Origin of the sequence: Chitinophaga chungangae (assembly GCF_017742215.1) — a bacterium.
Taxonomy (GTDB): Bacteria; Bacteroidota; Bacteroidia; order Chitinophagales; family Chitinophagaceae; genus Chitinophaga; species Chitinophaga chungangae.
Genome location: NZ_JAGHKP010000003.1, coordinates 1,033,471 through 1,052,114, shown reverse-complemented (window position 1 = coordinate 1,052,114; position 18,644 = coordinate 1,033,471). Strand labels below are relative to the sequence as shown.

Sequence of the window (18,644 nt, the reverse complement as noted above, 5' to 3'; positions counted from 1 at the left end):
TGATTTACAACCCGCTTGCCTGCCAGGTATTAACCTATTCTGTAATGGAAAAATTGTTGGTATTCTAAAAATTCCTTAACTTCTCTGTAGAAAATACAACTGTTCAAACAACCAGATATTCCTATTCAGTTTTGTAATCCTTATCATCAATCAAAAACAGGCAATAACAGTATCCAGACCGCCCATCCTATCATCAAATTCTCACTTTATGAAATTAACTCGACAAAAGCATCACTGGCTCATTATAGTGTTCCTGCTGCTCGGACATTTAACTTATGGTCAGACCCAGCGCACCATTACCGGAACCGTTGTCAATTCCTCCACCAGCCAGGCTATGCCGGGTGTAACGGTGTCTGTAAAAGGCGCCGCTGCGGGCGCCGTAACCAACAACAACGGCGAATTCACCATCAAAACCAGCCGTTCCCTCCCGCTCACGCTGGTGTTCACCTACATCGGCTTCAGCACGCAGGAAGTAACGGTAACGGACACATCCGCGGCCGTGAACATTCAGCTTTCGTCTACGGAAATACTCGGGCAGGAAGTGGTGGTATCGGCGAGCCGTACCGCCCAGAGCATCCTGGAATCGCCGGTATCCATCGAAAAGCTGGATAACCGCGCTATCAAAGCCACGCCCGCGCCCACCTTCTACGACGCGTTAGCGAATATGAAAGGTATAGAGCTCAGCACCCAGAGCCTTACCTTCAAATCCGTGAATACCCGCGGCTTTAACAGCAACGGCAATACCCGCATGCTGCAGCTGATCGACGGGATGGACAACCAGGCCCCCGGTCTCAACTTCTCCGTGGGCAATATCGTAGGCATCACGGAGCTGGATATGGACAACGTGGAAGTATTGCCCGGCGCGGCATCCGCGCTGTATGGACCGAACGCCCTCAACGGCATCGTGCTGCTCAACAGCAAAAGCCCCTTCCAGTACCAGGGCCTCAGCGCTATCGTGAAATCCGGCATCCTGAGCGACGACGGCAGAAGCAAGGGCACGACAGGTTATTACGACGTGGCCGTTCGTTACGCGAAAGCCTTCAACGACAAATTCGCCTTCAAGATCAACCTGGGATATATCAAAGCCGACGACTGGCAGGCGTACGACGACCGCGACCAGAGCCTGCTCAACGGTTACGACCTGAAAACCGGCAATCGCATCAACCCCGGGTATAACGGCGTAAATACTTATGGCGACGAAACCAACGTGAACATGTACGGCGCCCTGAAACCCGCCGCGCTCACGCCCGGCAATCCCCTCGGGAACGGAATCGCCGCATTGTCTGCCGCTACAGGAGGCGCTATTACCCCTGAACAGATCTACAAAGCCTTCATGCCCGACAGCGCCCGCTCCTTTGTATCGCGCACGGGTTATAACGAACGCGACCTTGCCGATTACGACACGAAGAACCTGAAAGTGAACGCGGCCCTGCATTACCGGTTCCATTCCAACCTGGAGCTGCTCGCGCAGGGCAGCTATGGTACGGGCACCACGGTGTATACCGGCGCAGACCGCTATTCCATTAAGAACTTCAGGATGGGACAATACAAAATCGAATTGAGGGCAGACAACTTTTATGTTCGCGCTTATACGACGCAGGAGCGTTCCGGTGATTCCTACGCCGTGGGAACGCTCGGCGCGGGCATCAACGAGGCCTGGAGCCCCAGCGCCTCCCAATGGTTCCCCGAATATTTCGGCAACTACGCTACGCAGGGGCTTACCGCGTTCTCTACCGTATTCCAGCAGTCGCTGCAAAGCGGCCAAACGCCCGCCCAGGCATTCGCGGCGGCAACGGCTGCGGCACAGGGGGGGTCTACCCAATTCCATAGCGCAGCCCGCGAATTTGCGGACCGCGGCCGCCTGATCCCCGGCACTCCGCAGTTCGATGAAGCTGCCGGCAAGGTAAAAAACAAACCTATTCCCGGCGATGTAGCCACGGGCATCGGCGCAAAATTCACGGACAAAACGAACCTTTACCAGGGCGAGTTCATGTACAACTTCAAGAACCAGATCAGCTTCATGGACCTGATGATCGGTGGCAATTACCGGGTGTATGCGCTCAATTCGGACAAAACGATCTTCGCGGTAGACGACAACGGCGACGAGTTCCGCATCAACGAATACGGCGGTTATGTACAGGCAGGGAAAAAACTGTTGAACGACAACCTGAAACTCAGCGCCGCGTTGCGTTACGACAAAAACGAAAATTTCGAAGGTCAGTTCAGCCCGCGTCTTTCCGCGGTGTATACTTTCCTGAAAACACACAATATCCGTACGTCTTTCCAGACGGGGTTCCGCATCCCGCACTGCCAGGACCAGTACATCGACCTGCTGACGCCGCAGGCCCGCCTGCTCGGCGGCCTCCCCTTCCTGCGCGAGCGTTACGGTTTGAACGGTCCCAATGTATTTTCGCTGGAATCCATCCAGGCAGGCAATCCCCAGCCTTATACCTTCAGGGAGTTCAAGCCTGAAAAAGTGGAAGCCTTCGAGATCGGGTACAAATCGCTGGTGGCCGGCAAACTGTTCATCGACGCCTACGTGTACACCAATACCTTCAAAAACTTCAACGGCAGCCAGGTGCTCGTGAAAGTGACGCAAACCGGCCAGGAAGTGTACAGCATTCCGGTGAACTACCAGAACGACCTCAAGTCGTGGGGCTGGGCGCTGGGGCTGGATTATCGCCTGCCGGCCAACTTCACGGTGGGCGGCAACGTGTCGTATAACAAACTGCGCAACGAAGATGAGCTCGGCAGCTTCCAGGCGATGTACAATACGCCCCGGTTCCGTTACAACCTCAATGTCGGCAACCGCAACATCGCACAGAGCAATTTCGGGTTCAATATTTCATGGCGCTGGCAGGAAGCATTTGTTTGGTCTTCCTCGTTCGTTGGCCCGCTGGTGCGTGTGAACAACCTCGGCGAGATCCCCGCTTACGGCGCGCTCGACGCGCAGGTGTCCAAACTGTTCCCCAAGCCGAAGGTTACCATAAAGATCGGTGCGGCGAACCTGACCGGCAACAAGTACATCCAGTCCTGGGGCAACCCCACGGTGGGCACGCAGGCGTATGCTTCCGTCGGTTACAACCTGTAATTTTTTTTAAGATTGCCATAATAGCGAAGGCCCCGGTTTTACACCGGGGCCTTCTGATTTGTTGTAACCCTCATGATCGCTCATGGGTATCTTTGGCTTATACGTTGAAACGGAAATGCATCACATCGCCGTCGTTCACAACGTACTCCTTCCCTTCGATGCGCAGGCGGCCATTGTCGCGGGCGGCTGCTTCGGAGCCATATTTTACATAGTCATCATAAGCGATCACTTCCGCTTTGATGAAACCTTTTTCGAAATCGGTGTGGATCACGCTGGCGGCCTGGGGCGCTTTCCAGCCTTTGTGGATCGTCCATGCCCGCACTTCCTGCACGCCCGCCGTGAAGTAGGTGATCAGGTCGAGCAGTTTGTAAGCGGAGCGGATCAGGCGGTTGAGGCCGGGCTCGGTAAGGCCGTACTCGGAGAAGAACATTTCTTTGTCTGCCGGGTCTTCCAGCTCGGAGATCTGCGCTTCGATCGTATTGTTCATCACGATCACCTGTGCATTTTCCGCTTTCACGGCTTCTTCCAGCGCTTTGGAGTATTTGTTGCCCGTAAGCAGGGACGCTTCGTCTACATTCGCCACATACAGCACCGGTTTGGACGTGAGCAGGAACAGGTCGGCGATGGCCGTTTCCTCTTCTTTGGCAAGGCCCATTTCGCGGATATTTTTACCTTTTTCCAGGTGGTCTTTGCAACGTTTCAGTACTTCAAATTCGGCTTTAGCCTTTGCGTCGCCGCCGGTTTTGGCCATTTTTTCGGTGCGGGCGATCTTTTTCTCCACGCTTTCCAGGTCTTTCAGCTGCAGTTCGGTATCGATGATCTCTTTATCGCTCACGGGATTGATGTCTCCCTCGTCGCGGAGGATGTTTTCGTCCTCGAAACAGCGGATCACATGCACGATGGCGTCTACCTCGCGGATATTCGCCAGGAACTTGTTGCCCAGGCCGTCTCCCTTACTGGCGCCCTTTACCAGGCCGGCAATGTCTACGAACTCGATCGTGGTAGGCACGGTACGGTTGGGTTTCACCAGCTCTTCGAGCTTGGCGATACGCTCGTCCGGCACGTCCACCAGGCCTACGTTCGGCTCTATCGTACAAAAGCGGTAGTTGCTCGCTTCCGCTTTAGCACTATTGGAAACCGCGTTAAACAAAGTGGACTTTCCTACGTTGGGCAATCCGACAATTCCTGCTTGCAAAGCCATTTTCTCAAAAATTTGCGCAAAGATAATGAAAGTATGGGGAAAACAGGAATGACAGATCATGAATGTTTAGAATGAATTACAGGTAATAATTTTTCTTCATTGATATTACGAATTGCGTATTTTGGCTCTTATATTCAACCAACACGCATTATGGCATTAAACTATGTCTGGATCGGCTTCTTTGTGATCTCGTTCGTTGTGGCCCTCGGGCAATTGCTGATCTTCGGCAATACGGAGATCTTCGGGAAAATGGTCACCAGCCTTTTCGAAAGTGGCAAAAGCAGCGCCGAGCTGGCCATTGGCCTTACCGGCACCATGACCTTCTGGCTGGGCATCATGAAAGTGGGCGAAAGGGCCGGCATGATCGAGGCGTTCGCGCGTTTTGTGAATCCCCTTTTCTCCAAACTTTTCCCCGGCATCCCGAAAAAAGACCCGGCCATGGGCAGCATCGTGCTGAACTTTTCCGCCAACGCCCTCGGGCTGGACAATGCGGCTACTCCCATGGGACTAAAGGCCATGAAAGAGCTGCAGGACCTGAACCCGGAGAAAGACACGGCCACCAATGCGCAGATCATGTTCCTGGTGCTCAATACCGCGGGCATCACGCTGATCCCTACTTCCGTAATGGCGTTGCGCCTGGCGGCAGGCTCAGCCAACCCGGCGGATATTTTCATTCCCACCATGATCGGCACGTTTATATCCTTTATATCCGGTATGATCGCCGTGGCGCTTTACCAGCGCATCAATTTGTTCCGCCTGCCGGTACTCGTGTTCGTGGGCGGTTTCCTGCTTATCCTGTTCGGTTTTTACAGCTGGATGAAAAACATGCCGCCCGACCAGATCGCCACCAACACCGCGATGGTAGGTGGTTTGCTCATTTTCAGCGTGATCGTGTCGTTCCTGCTGCTGGGTATGAAAAAGAAGATCAACGTCTATGAAGCGTTTATCGACGGCGCAAAAGAAGGCTTTACCACCGTGGTGATGATCATCCCTTATCTGGTGGCGATTATTGTCGGCATCGCGGTGTTCCGGGCTACGGGCTGTATGGACTTCATCAACAACGGCATCGGCGCTTTCTTCGGCTGGCTGGGCTTCAACACCGATTTTGTGCCCGCCCTGCCGGTAGGCATTATGAAGATCTTCAGCGGCGGCGGCGCCAGGGCCATCATGGCGGAATTGATGCTGCCGCAGAACTACGGCCCCGATTCTTTTGTGGGCCGCCTCGCCTGTATCCTGCAAGGCTCTACCGAAACCACTTTTTACATTCTTGCCGTATATTTCGGCTCCGTAAATATCAAAAAAACACGTTATGCCCTTACCTGTGGCCTTATCGCGGACTTCGTCGGCATCGTGGCCGCCATTATTATCGGGTATATTTTCTTCCATTAACCATTAAAACTGATGACTACTCAAAAAAAACCACTGCATGAAGACTGGATCAGCGTGATCCTTGCATTTGCCGCCATTGCGCTCATTTGTCTCGGCCTGCGCCCGGCAATGCCTAAATTCGACTGGAACGACGGGCCGTCGCTCACCGCCAAACTCACCGATACCACCAACCTTGCCAGGATGGGCAGTCTGTACCTTTGGGTGCTGGGCGCTTTGCTGATCGCTTTTTTGCTGGGCGGGAAAAAGATCAGTTTCCAGCTGGTGACCGGTTTGCTGGCCGTGATGGCCATTTCTATGTTTGCGCAGGTGTTTACCGGCAATGCCAAAGTGAAGGACCTTGGGATAGAGATTGTATTGTTCAGCCTGCTGCTGGGGCTTTTCATCAGCAACGTGCTGGGCGTGCCGAAGTGGATGCAGGCCGTGCTGCAAACGGAGCTTTTTATCAAAACGGGCCTGGTGCTGCTGGGCTCGGGCATCATATTCCAGGAGCTGCTCAAAGGCGGCGGGCTGGGCGTTTTACAGTCGGTAGTTGTGGTGTTCAGCGTATGGTATTTTACATTCTGGCTGTGCAAGCAGTTCAAGCTGGACGATGAGTTCAGGATGATGATCTCCAGCGCCGTGTCTATCTGCGGCGTTTCGGCGGCCATCGCTACGTCGGGTGCTATCGAAGGGGACAATAAAAAACTGTCGCATGTAATATCGCTGGTACTGATCGTGGCGATCCCCATGATGATCTTTATGCCGTACATCGCCCGCTGGATGGACATGCCGCCCGAAGTGGCAGGCGCCTGGCTAGGCGGAACGATCGATACTTCCGGCGCGGTGGTGGCCGCGGGCACCATGCTCGGCGACGAAGCGCTCACTTATGCTACACTGGTGAAATTCTCCCAAAACGTGCTGCTGGGCGTTGCCGCGTTTTTCATCTCCGTTTGGTGGACGTATTCCAAAAAAGAGACCAATCAGCCCAAACCCGGCCTGCGCACCATCTGGGACCGTTTCCCGAAATTCGTGCTCGGGTTCATCGTGGTGTCGCTGCTGTTTTCTTTCGTACTGTCGCCGGCGTTAGTAAAGGAAATAAAAGGGAACATCAAAGACCTGCAGACCTGTTTCTTCGCGGTAGCATTCGCCTGCATCGGCCTGGAAACGAAGTTTGTCGATATTTTCAAAATGGAGAATGGCCGCCCTGCGATGGCGTTTATTACCGCGCAGGTGGTGAATATCCTGATTACTTTGGGTATGGCGTATTTGGTGTTTGGCGGGGTTTTCGGGTGATAACTTTAATGATTATAGAAAATAAGAAACGGCTGTCTCAAATCGGGACAGCCGTTTCAGTTTTATAATCTCTTTCATTACCCGTCATATTTCCCCGTCTTATCCTCAATCGTCACCGGCCCGAGGGAATTGTTCTGGATCTTGATATACACGAGCAGCTGCCCCGCTCCTGCTTTGAAGCAGACTTCCTGCGTGCGTTTCACGATGTCCATCAATTGGTCGTACGGGCCTTCCATGACGGTTTCGAACGGGCAAACGCGATATTTTACGCCGGATTGCTGAATAACGGCAATGGCTTCGTCTACCACGGCGTATACCTGTTCTGACGGCACCTGCGGCAATATCTGCAGCGCAAGGTTGATGTTGTGTTGATGCATGGTTTATTTTTTCTTCGTCTTTACTTCGTATAGATCATTCCGAAGATCTTTCAAATTCTGCACGCTTCCGAATGCATGCAGCTCTTTCAGCAGCACGAGGTCTACGTCTGCCACCACGATCATCTCCGTATTCGGCGTAGCGTCTGCCTTTACACCGGTTACGGGGAAGGCAAAATCGGAAGGCGTGAGCACGGCGCTTTGCGCATATTGCAGGTCCATGTTCGTTACGCGGGGAAGATTGCCTACGCAGCCGGCGATGGCCACGTAACATTCGTTTTCCACAGCCCTGGCCTGCGCGCAGAAACGTACGCGGTTGTAGCCGTTCTGCGTATCCGTCAGGAAGGGCACAAAAATGATCTGCACCCCTTGCTGTGCCATCATACGGCCCAGTTCCGGGAACTCGATGTCGTAACAGATCTGGATGCCGATCTTCCCGCAATCCGTATCGAACACAGGCACTTCGTTGCCGCCTTTCATGCCCCAGGCGTACACTTCGCTTGGCGTGGGATGTATTTTGGTATACGATTCCCAGGTGCCGTCGCGGCGGCAGAGGTACGAGATATTGTACAGCTGCTCGTCGATTACGATCGGCATAGTGCCGGTAATGATGTTCACATTATAACTCACCGCAAAACGTGAAAATTCCGTGCGCAGCTGTTCCGTATATTTCGCGAGGCCCCTGATGGCGGCGCCGGGCTGCAGCTCATTGAACTCCATCATGATCGGCGCGTTGAAAAATTCGGGGAACACTACGAAATCCGCTTCGTAATCGCTTACCGCGTCCACAAAAAACTCCACCTGCTGCAAAAGGCCCGGCATACCGTTGTAAGTACGCATCTGCCACTGTACCAGCCCGATACGAACGGTGGATTTATTATAGCGGATCGTATCGCGGTCTTTTTCGTAATAGATATTAAACCACTGCAGCAACGTGGCAAAACCTTTGGAGGCCGCGTCGTTGGGAAGATAATTGCGGAGAACCTTTTTTACGATGAAGTCGTTGCTGAACTGAAATGTCAGCGTGGGATCGTAGATCTCCTTGTCGCGCACCTTTTCGATGTAAATGCGCGGGCTCATCTGGTCTGCATACTTCTCGTAATTCGGGATGCGCCCGCCGGCGATGATGCCTTCGAGGTTGAGGTTCTCGCACAGCGCCTTCCGGGCGTCGTACAGCCTGCGGGCGAGGCGTTTGCCGCGGTATTCCGGGTTCACGAATACTTCGATGCCGTACAGCGTGTCTCCTTTCGGGTTGTGGGTGTTGAAGGTGTAATAACCGGTGATCTGTTCGTAGGTGTGATCGTCGCCGAATTTCTCGTAATCCACGATAATGGCGAGCGCGCATCCCACTACTTTCCCGTTTACGGTAACGGCTATCTGCCCTTCGGGGAAAAGACCGATCAATTTCTGAATGGTGCCTTCGCGCCAGTAACTGCCTTGCATGTCCTGGTACGCAGATACCATGGATTCTTTCAGGTCGAGGTAATCTTCCGCCGTCAGCAGGCGCACTTCTACTGTTTCTTCTGCCATAATTTTGCCGTTTTGCTACGGCAATTTAAGCATTTCATGTTTGAATACAGCAAAGTGGCGTTTGTGTTACTGGTTGATCACGTCTTCGATGTAGATCACTTTGTTGTTGGAGGTCTGGAGGAACGTTTTGTTGGCTTTCCTGATCTGGAAAAATGCTTTCAGCTGCCGTACGAACACCAGCGGCAGCCAGGTAAGCGAGCGCAGCACGCCCCTGCGGGGGTTCATTACGGCCACGATGGACAGGAAAGTAAGGGGAAACTGCGCCAGGATGGCCAGCCAGAGCCATGCGGCGGCCGGGGATACCCAGATGTTGACCAGCAGCATCAATATCCCGCCCAGCAGCTGCAGGAATTGCGGGGGGCGCAGCAGGTTGATGCCGAAATAAACGAGGTTGAAGCTGCCCTTCCTGATACCGGTCTCGAATACTTCCCAGCCGTATTTGAAATACTTAAAATAAGCGTTGATCCAGCGGGTGCGCTGTGTTTCCAGGGCCTCGCCGGTATCGATCTTTTCGTCGTACACGTACGCTTCTTCGGCGTACGCCAGCTGGGGGATTATTTTTACGATGTCTGCCTGTATCTTTTTATCAAAACCGCCGAGAAAGTTGCGGTAGATCACCGAGCGGTACAGTTCCGTTCTCATCGCGATGCCCAGTCCCCAGATGTTGGCAGACAGTCCGAATTCCATTCTCACTTTGCGGTCGGTGAAATTGTAGAAATAGTTACCGGCGGCGTCCATGCGGGCGTAGGCGTTGTTGAGGTTCTTCGCCATCAGGTTGGTCTGCACCGCCTGGTAGCCGCGTTTAAAATAACCGTTCAATACTTCGAGATAGTTGGGATGCACCAGGTTGTCTGCGTCGAGTATCACCATCGCGTCGTGTTCTTTGCGGAAGTTCTTCAGCGCATAATCTATCGACCTGATCTTGGCGTTCAGCGGCGACGGCGTACGCAGCAGCACGATCCTTTCATCGTTAAATTCACCGAGCTCCATCCCCTCGCACGCATCGGCCACGATGTAAGCCGTAAAACGGCCGTAACGCTGCTTCAGCAACGAATCGGCCAGCGGCGTCACCAGCCCGAGATTTTTGTAGGCGGTAACGATCACGGCTATATCAAGATCGTCCGCCGCATTTTCAGCGGGCGTCGCATCGTTTTTCCGGCGAAACGGTTTTACCAGCAAATGCAGCAGCAGCAACAGCAGCGGCTGCAGCAGGTAAAAACCGATGATCACCTGCACAATGAGGAACAGGACGAAAAACACTGTGTACATTATTTATCTTTTTTTTCCCAAACTGAAAAAAAGCCACCGGTGAACTGGTACGGCAACAGGTCTGCCACTTTGCAATCCAGCCATTGAAGGGCGGGCACTCTTTTGGTAACAAACGAAAAAGGGAATACGTCTTCTATAAAATTCGCCTTGCCGAACCCCACGATCTTAAAATTATTTTCTTCAGACAGGCGGCGGAGATCGGTCTTTTTAAAGAACTGGATGTGATCGAGGTTGCTGGCGGCGGATTGAACGGTGGTGCCGTTGTAGCCGAGACCGCTTTTCACTTTCTGCACCATTTTCCAAACCACACCGTTTTGCTCGCGCATTTTCAGCACCGGCCTCGTTACCAGCAGCTCGCGCGGACCGGCGCCGTTGGGCACGGTCACGATCAGGATACCGTCTGGTTTGATGGACTGGTGCAATACTTTCAGCAATGCGGAAGGTTGAGAAAGATGCTCGAGCACTTCGCTGCAGATCACGGCGTCGAAAGTCTGACCGTCGGCTACGAGCTGTTCGGCGCTGAGCACTTCAAACTTCACGTTGCCCATATTGTTCAGCTGCCTCGCTTTTTCGATGGCCGCTTCGCTGACATCGATGCCGAGCACGTTAAATCCCAGCTTGCCCAGGTGCCTGCTGATCACGCCGTTGCCGCATCCTACGTCGAGAATGCGGGCTTTATCCGAAAACCTGCTCTGCACGGCGCCGGCGATAAAATCGAGCCGTTTCCTGTCTGCCAGGCGGTCGTATTCATATGTGATTCGGTTCATGAATGTTGATGCGTTGAGGTGTTTGTATAATCCCTGAATAAATGCCTTCCACTTTCCTCGCCATTTTTTTCATGCAGTACTCGCGGCTTACGGTGGCGGATGCCGCTACCTGCAAACGCCCGCGCAGCGAAGCGTCGTGGTGAAGCAGCGTCATTGCCGCGGCCAGCGCTTCCGGGTCTTTTACGGGCACGATCAGCCCGTTCTGGTTGTGCTGCACGATCTCCCGCGAGCCGTCTACCGCCGTTACGATCACCGCTTTTGCCATAGCCATGGCTTCGAGCAGGCCGATGGGCATTCCTTCCCAGAGGGAAGGCAGGCAGAACACGTCGATCGCGTTCAGCACTTCCGGCACGTCTGTTCTGAACGGCTGGAAACGCACGTTCGCTGAAATGCCCAGCTGTTCCGCCAGTTCCACCATTTCCTTTTTCAGGTCGCCGTCTCCCACCACCAGCAGCGTCAGGTTGCTGTTTTGCTGCAAAGCCAGGCTGAAAGCGCGGATGAGAGTGAGCGGGTCTTTCTGCAGCGTAATGCGCGCTATGTACCCGATCACGGTGTGGTCTGCGGGGATGTTCAGTTCTTCCCGCAGGTCTTTTATTTGGCGGGCCGGGTTAAAATGATCGAGGTCGATGCCGTTGTTGATCACTTCCGAACGGAAGCCGGAAAAGTGGCGTGTGCCGGTTTCGCGGTTGCTGGCGGAAACAGAGATGTTCTTTTTGGCAAGACCGGTGAGCATGCGCTCGGACAATATTCTGAGATGTTTTTTGAAAAACGGCTGGTCTTGGTGAAAAGACCAACCGTGAATAGTATAGATCATCGGCAGGCTGTTGAGCTTCGCCGGGAGGAAAAGATTGCTGGCCGCACGTGTGCCGTGCGCGTGAACGAGATCGATCTCCTCCTTTTTCAGCAGGGCGCTTACCTTGCTGACGCAGGCGGGATCGAACGGTTTGGCGGAACTGATCACATGGCTGGGGATTTTCATCTGCTGCAAACGGTCTATCATCGGGCCGTCTGTAAAAGAAAGTACCACCGGTTCGAAACGTTCCTTGTCGAGCGCGGCCACGAGGCTCAGCACATGAGATTCGCCTCCGCCGATCTGGCCCTGCCGGATGGCCTGCAATATTCTTATTTTTCTGGAAGCTGCCATTAGCCTGCGGTTGCTGGAACGGGTTGATCAATCTTGCGCTCCCAGCCCTGCGGCAGCTTTTCGTATATTTCGATCTCGCCGAACTCCTTGCTTTTGCGGGCGCCTACTACCTTCGCCCATTCGCCCATGCGCTCGATGCCTTCCTGCAGGCTGATGCCGGTGCCTTCGCCAAATACGCGGTGCGCTTTGGAGTGGTCGGAATAAGCGTGCATCACTTCGTTGCGGGCCGCCAGGTATTTGATGTCGGGCGTTACGCCGAACACACCGCCTACCACTTTCGCCAGTTCGTTCACGGTGTAGGGTTTATCCGCGCCGATGTTAAACACTTCGTTATAAGCGGCCGGCGTGTTCACGCTGTGCGCGATGGGGATGGCCACGTCGTCGATATAGCTGAAAGCGCGCGTTTGCTCGCCGTCGCCGAAGATGGTCAGCGGCAGGCCCTGCATGATCTGGTTCATGAAGATGCCGATCACGTTGCGGTATTTGTCGCCGATGTTCTGATTTTCGCCGTACACGTTGTGCGGGCGGAACACGATGTAATCGAGGCCGAACATTTCATGCGCGGCTTTAAGGTCCAGCTCCACTGCGTATTTGGACACACCGTACGGATCTTCCGGCATGGGCGTCATTTCTTCACGCATCGGCAGCTGGCCTGCGCCGTATACAGCGATGGAAGAAGTGAACACAAAACATTTCACTTTATGTTTTACCGATTCGTTGATCAGGTTGATGCTGCCGATGAGGTTGTTGTTATAATTGAAGCGGCGGATGAAGTGGGAAAGCCCTTCCGCTGCGTATGCCGCGAGGTGATAAACGTAGGTGAATTTGTATTGTTCGAACAGGCTGGTAACCATCACTTCGTCTGAAACCGAGCCCTGCACGAAGATCGCGCCCGCGGGGATGTGATCTTCAAAGCCGCCGCTGAGGTCGTCGAGCACTACAACTTCGTGCCCGAGCGCGAGACAATGTTTTACTACGTGTGAGCCGATAAATCCGGCGCCGCCGGTAACAAGGGAAACTATTTTTGCCATTATAATGATTTTTACGGTTTAAACAGGTGAATAGCTCGAATTGGTAAAGTTCCAGAACGTGCCTTTCAGGAAAGATTTAAGGTGTTTGAACTGTCCTTTCAGTGTATACGAAGCCACGGCTTTGGGAAAGGTCAGGAAACTGAAGAACAGGAGGAACACGGCCAGCTGTTGTTTATTGGTGTTCCTGCGCATGTACAGTATGCGGTTTCGGGTATGGAAATATACTTTCAGCGGGCTTTCCTTGCCCATGGTGATCGATTCTTTGTGGTAGATCAATCCCTGTGCCGTGTAGTATATTTTGTACCCGGCCCGCAGTATCCTGGCAGACCAGTCGGATTCTTCGTAATAGATAAAAAACTTGTCCGCAAAACGGCCCACTTTGTCGATCACTTCGCGTTTCACCATCATGGCCGCCCCGTGCGCGCAATGCGTGGGGCCGGAAGTGTTATGCTGCCCGTTGTCTTCCTCCTTGCTGCCTACGGCCCATGTGCGGCCGGTGAGCAGGTTCATGGGGTGGAAGCCCGCGTACTGGATCACGTTGGGGTGATGGTAGAACCGGATCTTGGGGCAAACCACGCCGATGGAGGGATCTTCCGCGAAAGGCGCCAGCAGCCGCTCGATCAGGTCGGGTGTCATTTCGGTATCGTTATTGACAATAAACACAAAATCGCCTGAGGCATGTTGCATGCCCAGGTTATTTCCGCCTGTAAAACCGAGGTTCACCGGGCTCAATATCAGGTTAAGGTTAGGGTAGTTCCCCGCTGCAATCTGCGCGCTGGGGTCTATGGAGGAGCCGTTGTCTACAACAATGGTCTCAAAATTCCTGTAAGTAAGCTGTTTGGTAGTTTCCAGGAATTCGCAGGTAACCGTCGTCTGGTTATAGTTCAATGCAATGATTGAAACCAGCGGGGCGGCCTGCTTGTCTACGGTGTTATTCATTGTACTCGGTTATAAATTAAATCTTTTCTGACGGCTAACAATCATCTATACGACTATACATTGTCTTTCTGCAACAGGGCATTCGGCGTATTCGCCAGTATCCACATATCGTACATCACGGAATGTTTCTCTGCATATTCGATATCCAGTTTAATACGTTCGTCTACGCTCATTTCCTTGCTGCCTCTTTTTTTGATCTGCCAGAGGCCGGTAAGGCCTGCGGGCGCGAGGAAGCGGCCGGCATACGAATCGGTGGTGAGCGATTTGGCTTCGTACAGCGGCAGCGGGCGGTTGCCTACCAGCGACATATCGCCAAGGATCACGTTCAATAGCTGCGGGATCTCGTCGAGGCTGGTATTGCGGAGGAATGCGCCGAAACGCGTTACCCGCGGATCGTTGCTCACTTTAAAGAACACGGGGCCGGCGGCGTTGGCATCGTATTGGTTGAGGTGGCTCAGCTGGCTCACCTGTTTATCTGCCTCCGCTACCATGGTACGGAACTTATAGAATTTGAAGATCCTGTAACCCTGGCCGGCCCGTTTTGAAATATAAAATACCGGGCCGCGGCTTTCAAGTTTGATGCCTACGGCGATGCCGATCAATACCGGGCTTGCGAGCAGCAGGCCGGTCGCGGCGATCGAAATGTCCAGCGTTCTTTTCAGGCAATAGTTTACCATGCTGCCCAGGTTGCGGGAATGCACTTTTTTCGGGCGGTTGCTTTTTACCAGCTCCTTCACTCTTTTAACAGACTTCACCCTGTCCAGGAAATCATCGGCGCTGAAACCCGCCGTAAACACATGATCGATCCCGCCCATGGTTCTCAGCTGTTGTTTTTTACTCACATCCAGCGTTTCCACATATACCATAAACGGCGTGTCCTGCAGCTCGTTGAAACTGCGGATCAGCGCCAGGTATGTTTTTGCTTCCATGCCTGCGGTCATGTTGCAGATCACGAAAGCGGGCCTGAGACCCAGCATCAGCTGCTCCATTAATATAATGCGGGCAGCCTGATAAGTTTGAGCAGTCAGCATCCTCTCTTCACTCTGGTCGGCCACTTCGTGCAGGAACGCACTATTGCCGATACAAAGAATGTACGATTGTGTTGCGCTTCTCGAGATGTTAATGATTCGGGGTCCAATTTTTTGCGAATCTGGTACAGGTACTGTTAAAATTGACATCATGCCGATTCGATTTATGGGTTCTTAAATTGCGCCGTCGAGACCGCGGGGTCAGGACATCGCTTCAATAGGTGTTGAATTTAATTGCACATCTACCAAGTTCACAAGATGAGTAGGGTCGAACGGTTTCTGAATAACATTTACGACGTTAGAGGGAACCATCGTCAGGTTGTCTACACGGGTGCCGGTCAATACCATCACGGGGATGTCGTTGTACAGCGGATTGTCGTTCAGGATGCCGGTCAGTTCCCAACCATCCATTTGGGGCATTTGTATATCTGTGATGATCAGATCAGGCGTATTTCCATTATTCAACCACATCAGAGCACTCAATCCGTCTCCCGCAGCCACTACCTTGTATTGCTGCTTTAACATCGCTTCCAGTAACATTCTCAATGCGGGACTATCATCTACTACAAGTACTAATTTCTTCATCGTTCTCTTATGTTTAGAAAATTAAAGACTAACTTTTTCACCATTGCCGCGAACATCTTTTGTTGTTTTTTTTAAGATGCGCAAGCGGTTAACGGTCATCTTTGATTTTCCAGGGGATAGGTCGAAAATGGAGGTATGCTTTGTGACCGGAAGGCAAAAAAAAAGCCAAACGAAGTCAGTCAGTCAGCAAACCAGGTAATAGTTAATGAAGAATTTCAGAGGAGATGGCTAATGAGGTCTTGGTTAAAAACGAGGTAAATTTAATTGAATTTTTTTGAACGGCGCAAGAAAAATTATTTTTCAGTACGTGCCCGGTGTTAATTCTGGTATTAAATCCCTTTAAAGTGTCTAACCGGATGTAAAAGTATAATAAATATTTATTTCTAATACCTGAATTTGGCAAGTGCGCACATTTTCCGGGTGAATGGTGTAATATCATTCGTAAACGGCCGGGAAACCATTCCTGAAGGCTGCCGTTTTAAAATTCCGTTTCAAAATTGTTTTTTAACTTGCCGCCTGATTTACCCCTGCCTTACATGAGCATTACCAAGATCATATTATTTTCCGGTTTATTTATCCTCTTTTTCAGCTACATAGGATATGGCATCCTCCTGTGGGCGCTGGTGAAGATCAAACGTTTGTTCGCCGGCCCGCAGCAGCCCGCCGCTCCTTTCATCCCGCCCGTAGCGCTGATTATCGCGGCATACAACGAGGCGCCGGTGATCCGTGAAAAGATCGAAAATACCCTGGCGCTGGATTACCCGCCGGAACTGCTGCATATTATATTTATAACAGACGGTTCCACCGACGGCACGCCGGACGTCGTCCGCGAATACCCCGCCGTTCACCTCATGCACGAACCGTTCCGCCGCGGGAAAACCGCGGCGCTCAACCGGGCGATGGAAGAAGTGACCGCCCCGGTCGTAATTTTCTGCGACGCCAATACCCTGCTCAACCGCGATGCTATTATTAATATCGCCCGGCATTACGGCGACCCGCTTACCGGCGGCGTGGCGGGCGAAAAGAAAGTGATCGCCGCAGACGGCAACGGCGCGGAAAGCACGGAAGGCGTATACTGGAAATACGAATCCGCGCTCAAACGGCTGGACGCCGCGCTGTATTCCGTAGTGGGCGCGGCCGGGGAGCTGTTCTCCATCCGCAGGGAACTGTACAGCCCGGTAGAGCCCGAAGTGATCCTGGACGATTTTGTGATCTCCCTGCGCGCCAACATGAAAGGTTACCGCATCGCGTACGAGCCCGGCGCATATGCGATGGAAGCGCCTTCGGCGTCTATCAGGGAAGAATATAAAAGAAAGGTGCGCATCTCGGCGGGCGGTTTCCAGTCCATCGTGATGCTTTCTCCCCTATTGAATATTTTCCGTTACGGCATACTTTCTTTTCAATACATCGGCCACCGCGTGCTCCGCTGGACGCTGGCGCCGCTCAGCCTCGTGCTGGCGCTGGTTGCCAACATTGTGCTGGTGCTGCAGCAGGCAGGCGGTTTTTATACCCTGCTGCTGTTGTTGCAGACCGGCTTCTATGCCGCTTCCGCACTGGGTTACGCCATGGCGCTGCGCGAAAAGAAAGTAAAACTGCTGTACGTCCCGTTTTATTTTACATTCATGAACCTGGCGGTGTTCCACGGCTTTTACCGTTACATCACGAAAACGCAATCGTCTGTTTGGGCGAAAGCAGCAAGAACGCCCGCCACCCGAAGCATATGACACAAACTCCTTCCGGCCCGTCCGGCAACCAGGCCCGCATATACAGCATGGACGCGCTCAGGGCGCTCGCCATGTTCCTCGGCATTGCCCTGCATGCCGCCATGCCCTTTACCGTAAAGGATTTCCCGGGTTTTTACCACGACCCGGCATATAGCAACATTGCGTTTGACCTTACTTATTTCCTGATACATATCTTCAGGATGCAGCTGTTTTACCTGATCGCAGGTTTCTTTTTCCGGCTGCTGTACCTGAAGATCGGCGCCCGCCCTTTCCTGAGACACCGGACGCAGCGCATTCTCATTCCGTTTATCGCCGGGCTGATCGTGATCCTCCCTTTAACTTACCTGCCGGGTGTTTACAACCGCGTAACAGACGGCGGCGCGCATTTTACCGGCGCCGATGCTGCAGCTATTTTCAGGGATATTATTATCTGGCGCGGGCCGCTGCACCTGTGGTTCCTGTATTACCTGATGCTGATGTACCTCGCGGGGCTCGCCATGGTAAAATGGTGCTGGCCCGTGATCAGCAAAAATAAAGTTATCGCCAACTTCGTGATGTTCCGCATGAAACCCGCGGCGGCACTGCTGTTGCTGGCAGTGTTGTCTTTTTTAACGCTGCTGCTTTTTAATACGCCGTTCATTCAATATGCGCCGGGACTGGTGCCGAAGATCGAATACCTGTTGTATTACGGGCTGTTCTTTTACGCGGGCTGGGTGCTGCATGCGGACATGAAAACCTATTTCCCGCTGCTGAAAAAATACGCGCTGCCGCTTGCATTCGCCGGCGCCGCCATTGCTGTATACCTGGGATTGACGGAAGCCGCCGCGCATCTGCATACGCCGGTTGTCGTGATCAAAGTACTGGCCACCGCGGCCACGGTGCTGCTGGTAGCGGGCATTATGGGCGTATTTCTGCGGTGGGTGAATGCCGAGAAGCCGGCATTCCGTTACCTGTCGGATTCTTCGTACTGGATCTACCTGGTGCATGTGGGTATTTTGAACGCGGTGGAACCCTGGCTGGGAACAATGCCGTTATGGGGCCCGGGGAAATTTTTTATCAGCATTGCGATTGCCCTGGCCGCGGGGCTTTTGAGCTATCACTGGCTGGTACGGTATACGATCATCGGCAACTACCTGCACGGGCCGAGAAAACGAAGCGTGGCTGTAACCGTGAAGGAGGCTTAGTCTGCGCTATATATTTAAATTATTTGTTAATTGCCTAAAAATAGTTGTACGATCCAAAAAATTATCTACTTTTACATCCTGAAATATACCCCAACCTTATCCTCGTTTAAAGCCTG

The 18,644-nt window shown here is 52.9% G+C and carries 15 protein-coding genes; 5 read left to right on the top strand and 10 right to left on the bottom strand.

Annotation, left to right across the window (positions count from 1 at the left end):
• Nucleotides 1-208: 208 nt before the first annotated feature.
• The gene (locus tag J7I43_RS18605) at nt 209-3,091 is read left to right on the top strand and encodes a TonB-dependent receptor (protein WP_209147362.1); all 2,883 of its coding nucleotides are present in this window, start codon (nt 209-211) and stop codon (nt 3,089-3,091) included.
• A 97-nt stretch (nt 3,092-3,188) separates the two neighbouring features.
• Here J7I43_RS18605 and ychF read toward each other — a convergent pair whose 3' ends face one another.
• Nucleotides 3,189-4,292, bottom strand: a complete 1,104-nt coding sequence (gene ychF / locus J7I43_RS18600; RefSeq protein ID WP_209147361.1) for a redox-regulated ATPase YchF — start codon at nt 4,290-4,292, stop codon at nt 3,189-3,191.
• A 150-nt stretch (nt 4,293-4,442) separates the two neighbouring features.
• Between ychF and J7I43_RS18595 the strand changes: the two genes are divergently transcribed.
• Entirely contained in the window at nt 4,443-5,681 is a 1,239-nt protein-coding gene (locus tag J7I43_RS18595; RefSeq protein ID WP_209147360.1) for a nucleoside recognition domain-containing protein, read from the top strand.
• 12 nt (nt 5,682-5,693) lie between these two features.
• On the top strand, nt 5,694-6,953 hold the full coding sequence (locus tag J7I43_RS18590; RefSeq protein ID WP_209147359.1) for a YeiH family protein: 1,260 nt from the start codon (nt 5,694-5,696) through the stop codon (nt 6,951-6,953).
• 77 nt (nt 6,954-7,030) lie between these two features.
• Here J7I43_RS18590 and J7I43_RS18585 read toward each other — a convergent pair whose 3' ends face one another.
• From J7I43_RS18585 to J7I43_RS18545, 9 genes are all read right to left on the bottom strand, one after another.
• Nucleotides 7,031-7,330 carry a thiamine-binding protein gene (locus J7I43_RS18585; protein ID WP_209147358.1) on the bottom strand — a complete coding sequence of 100 codons (300 nt, stop codon included), beginning with the start codon at nt 7,328-7,330 and terminating at the stop codon, nt 7,031-7,033.
• A 3-nt stretch (nt 7,331-7,333) separates the two neighbouring features.
• Nucleotides 7,334-8,857: a carbon-nitrogen hydrolase family protein gene (locus J7I43_RS18580; protein ID WP_209147357.1), complete on the bottom strand. Its 1,524-nt coding sequence runs from the start codon at nt 8,855-8,857 to the stop codon at nt 7,334-7,336.
• A gap of 66 nt (nt 8,858-8,923) precedes the next feature.
• Complete coding sequence (locus J7I43_RS18575) at nt 8,924-10,126, bottom strand: glycosyltransferase (RefSeq protein ID WP_209147356.1); 1,203 nt, start codon at nt 10,124-10,126, stop codon at nt 8,924-8,926.
• Nucleotides 10,126-10,893 carry a class I SAM-dependent methyltransferase gene (locus J7I43_RS18570; RefSeq protein WP_209147355.1) on the bottom strand — a complete coding sequence of 256 codons (768 nt, stop codon included), beginning with the start codon at nt 10,891-10,893 and terminating at the stop codon, nt 10,126-10,128. Before J7I43_RS18570 ends, J7I43_RS18575 begins: the two co-directional genes overlap by 1 nt.
• Nucleotides 10,874-12,037 carry a glycosyltransferase family 4 protein gene (locus J7I43_RS18565; RefSeq protein WP_209147354.1) on the bottom strand — a complete coding sequence of 388 codons (1,164 nt, stop codon included), beginning with the start codon at nt 12,035-12,037 and terminating at the stop codon, nt 10,874-10,876. The genes J7I43_RS18570 and J7I43_RS18565 overlap by 20 nt, the downstream gene beginning before the upstream one ends.
• Nucleotides 12,037-13,068, bottom strand: a complete 1,032-nt coding sequence (locus J7I43_RS18560) for an NAD-dependent epimerase/dehydratase family protein (RefSeq protein ID WP_209147353.1) — start codon at nt 13,066-13,068, stop codon at nt 12,037-12,039. The genes J7I43_RS18565 and J7I43_RS18560 overlap by 1 nt, the downstream gene beginning before the upstream one ends.
• Before the next feature lie 18 nt (nt 13,069-13,086).
• Nucleotides 13,087-14,007 (bottom strand): glycosyltransferase family 2 protein, encoded by a 921-nt coding sequence (locus J7I43_RS18555; RefSeq protein WP_209147352.1) that lies wholly within the window; start codon nt 14,005-14,007, stop codon nt 13,087-13,089.
• A 53-nt stretch (nt 14,008-14,060) separates the two neighbouring features.
• Nucleotides 14,061-14,996: a sugar transferase gene (locus J7I43_RS18550; protein WP_209147351.1), complete on the bottom strand. Its 936-nt coding sequence runs from the start codon at nt 14,994-14,996 to the stop codon at nt 14,061-14,063.
• A gap of 240 nt (nt 14,997-15,236) precedes the next feature.
• Entirely contained in the window at nt 15,237-15,620 is a 384-nt protein-coding gene (locus J7I43_RS18545) for a response regulator (RefSeq protein WP_209147350.1), read from the bottom strand.
• A gap of 509 nt (nt 15,621-16,129) precedes the next feature.
• Between J7I43_RS18545 and J7I43_RS18540 the strand changes: the two genes are divergently transcribed.
• Together J7I43_RS18540 and J7I43_RS18535 are read left to right on the top strand one after the other, a co-directional pair.
• Nucleotides 16,130-17,344: a glycosyltransferase family 2 protein gene (locus J7I43_RS18540; protein ID WP_209147349.1), complete on the top strand. Its 1,215-nt coding sequence runs from the start codon at nt 16,130-16,132 to the stop codon at nt 17,342-17,344.
• A complete protein-coding gene (locus J7I43_RS18535) occupies nt 17,341-18,528 on the top strand; it encodes an acyltransferase family protein (RefSeq protein ID WP_209147348.1) in 1,188 nt (395 codons plus the stop codon). Before J7I43_RS18540 ends, J7I43_RS18535 begins: the two co-directional genes overlap by 4 nt.
• Nucleotides 18,529-18,644: the final 116 nt, after the last annotated feature.

Excerpts from the sequence above, each read along its gene's own strand:
- J7I43_RS18605 (WP_209147362.1), top strand. The coding sequence starts at position 209 with ATGAAATTAACTCGACAAAAGCATCACTGGCTCATTATAGTGTTCCTG.
- ychF (WP_209147361.1), bottom strand. The coding sequence starts at position 4,292 with ATGGCTTTGCAAGCAGGAATTGTCGGATTGCCCAACGTAGGAAAGTCC.
- J7I43_RS18595 (WP_209147360.1), top strand. The coding sequence starts at position 4,443 with ATGGCATTAAACTATGTCTGGATCGGCTTCTTTGTGATCTCGTTCGTT.
- J7I43_RS18590 (WP_209147359.1), top strand. The coding sequence starts at position 5,694 with ATGACTACTCAAAAAAAACCACTGCATGAAGACTGGATCAGCGTGATC.
- J7I43_RS18585 (WP_209147358.1), bottom strand. The coding sequence starts at position 7,330 with ATGCATCAACACAACATCAACCTTGCGCTGCAGATATTGCCGCAGGTG.
- J7I43_RS18580 (WP_209147357.1), bottom strand. The coding sequence starts at position 8,857 with ATGGCAGAAGAAACAGTAGAAGTGCGCCTGCTGACGGCGGAAGATTAC.
- J7I43_RS18575 (WP_209147356.1), bottom strand. The coding sequence starts at position 10,126 with ATGTACACAGTGTTTTTCGTCCTGTTCCTCATTGTGCAGGTGATCATC.
- J7I43_RS18570 (WP_209147355.1), bottom strand. The coding sequence starts at position 10,893 with ATGAACCGAATCACATATGAATACGACCGCCTGGCAGACAGGAAACGG.
- J7I43_RS18565 (WP_209147354.1), bottom strand. The coding sequence starts at position 12,037 with ATGGCAGCTTCCAGAAAAATAAGAATATTGCAGGCCATCCGGCAGGGC.
- J7I43_RS18560 (WP_209147353.1), bottom strand. The coding sequence starts at position 13,068 with ATGGCAAAAATAGTTTCCCTTGTTACCGGCGGCGCCGGATTTATCGGC.
- J7I43_RS18555 (WP_209147352.1), bottom strand. The coding sequence starts at position 14,007 with ATGAATAACACCGTAGACAAGCAGGCCGCCCCGCTGGTTTCAATCATT.
- J7I43_RS18550 (WP_209147351.1), bottom strand. The coding sequence starts at position 14,996 with ATGGAGCAGCTGATGCTGGGTCTCAGGCCCGCTTTCGTGATCTGCAAC.
- J7I43_RS18545 (WP_209147350.1), bottom strand. The coding sequence starts at position 15,620 with ATGAAGAAATTAGTACTTGTAGTAGATGATAGTCCCGCATTGAGAATG.
- J7I43_RS18535 (WP_209147348.1), top strand. The coding sequence starts at position 17,341 with ATGACACAAACTCCTTCCGGCCCGTCCGGCAACCAGGCCCGCATATAC.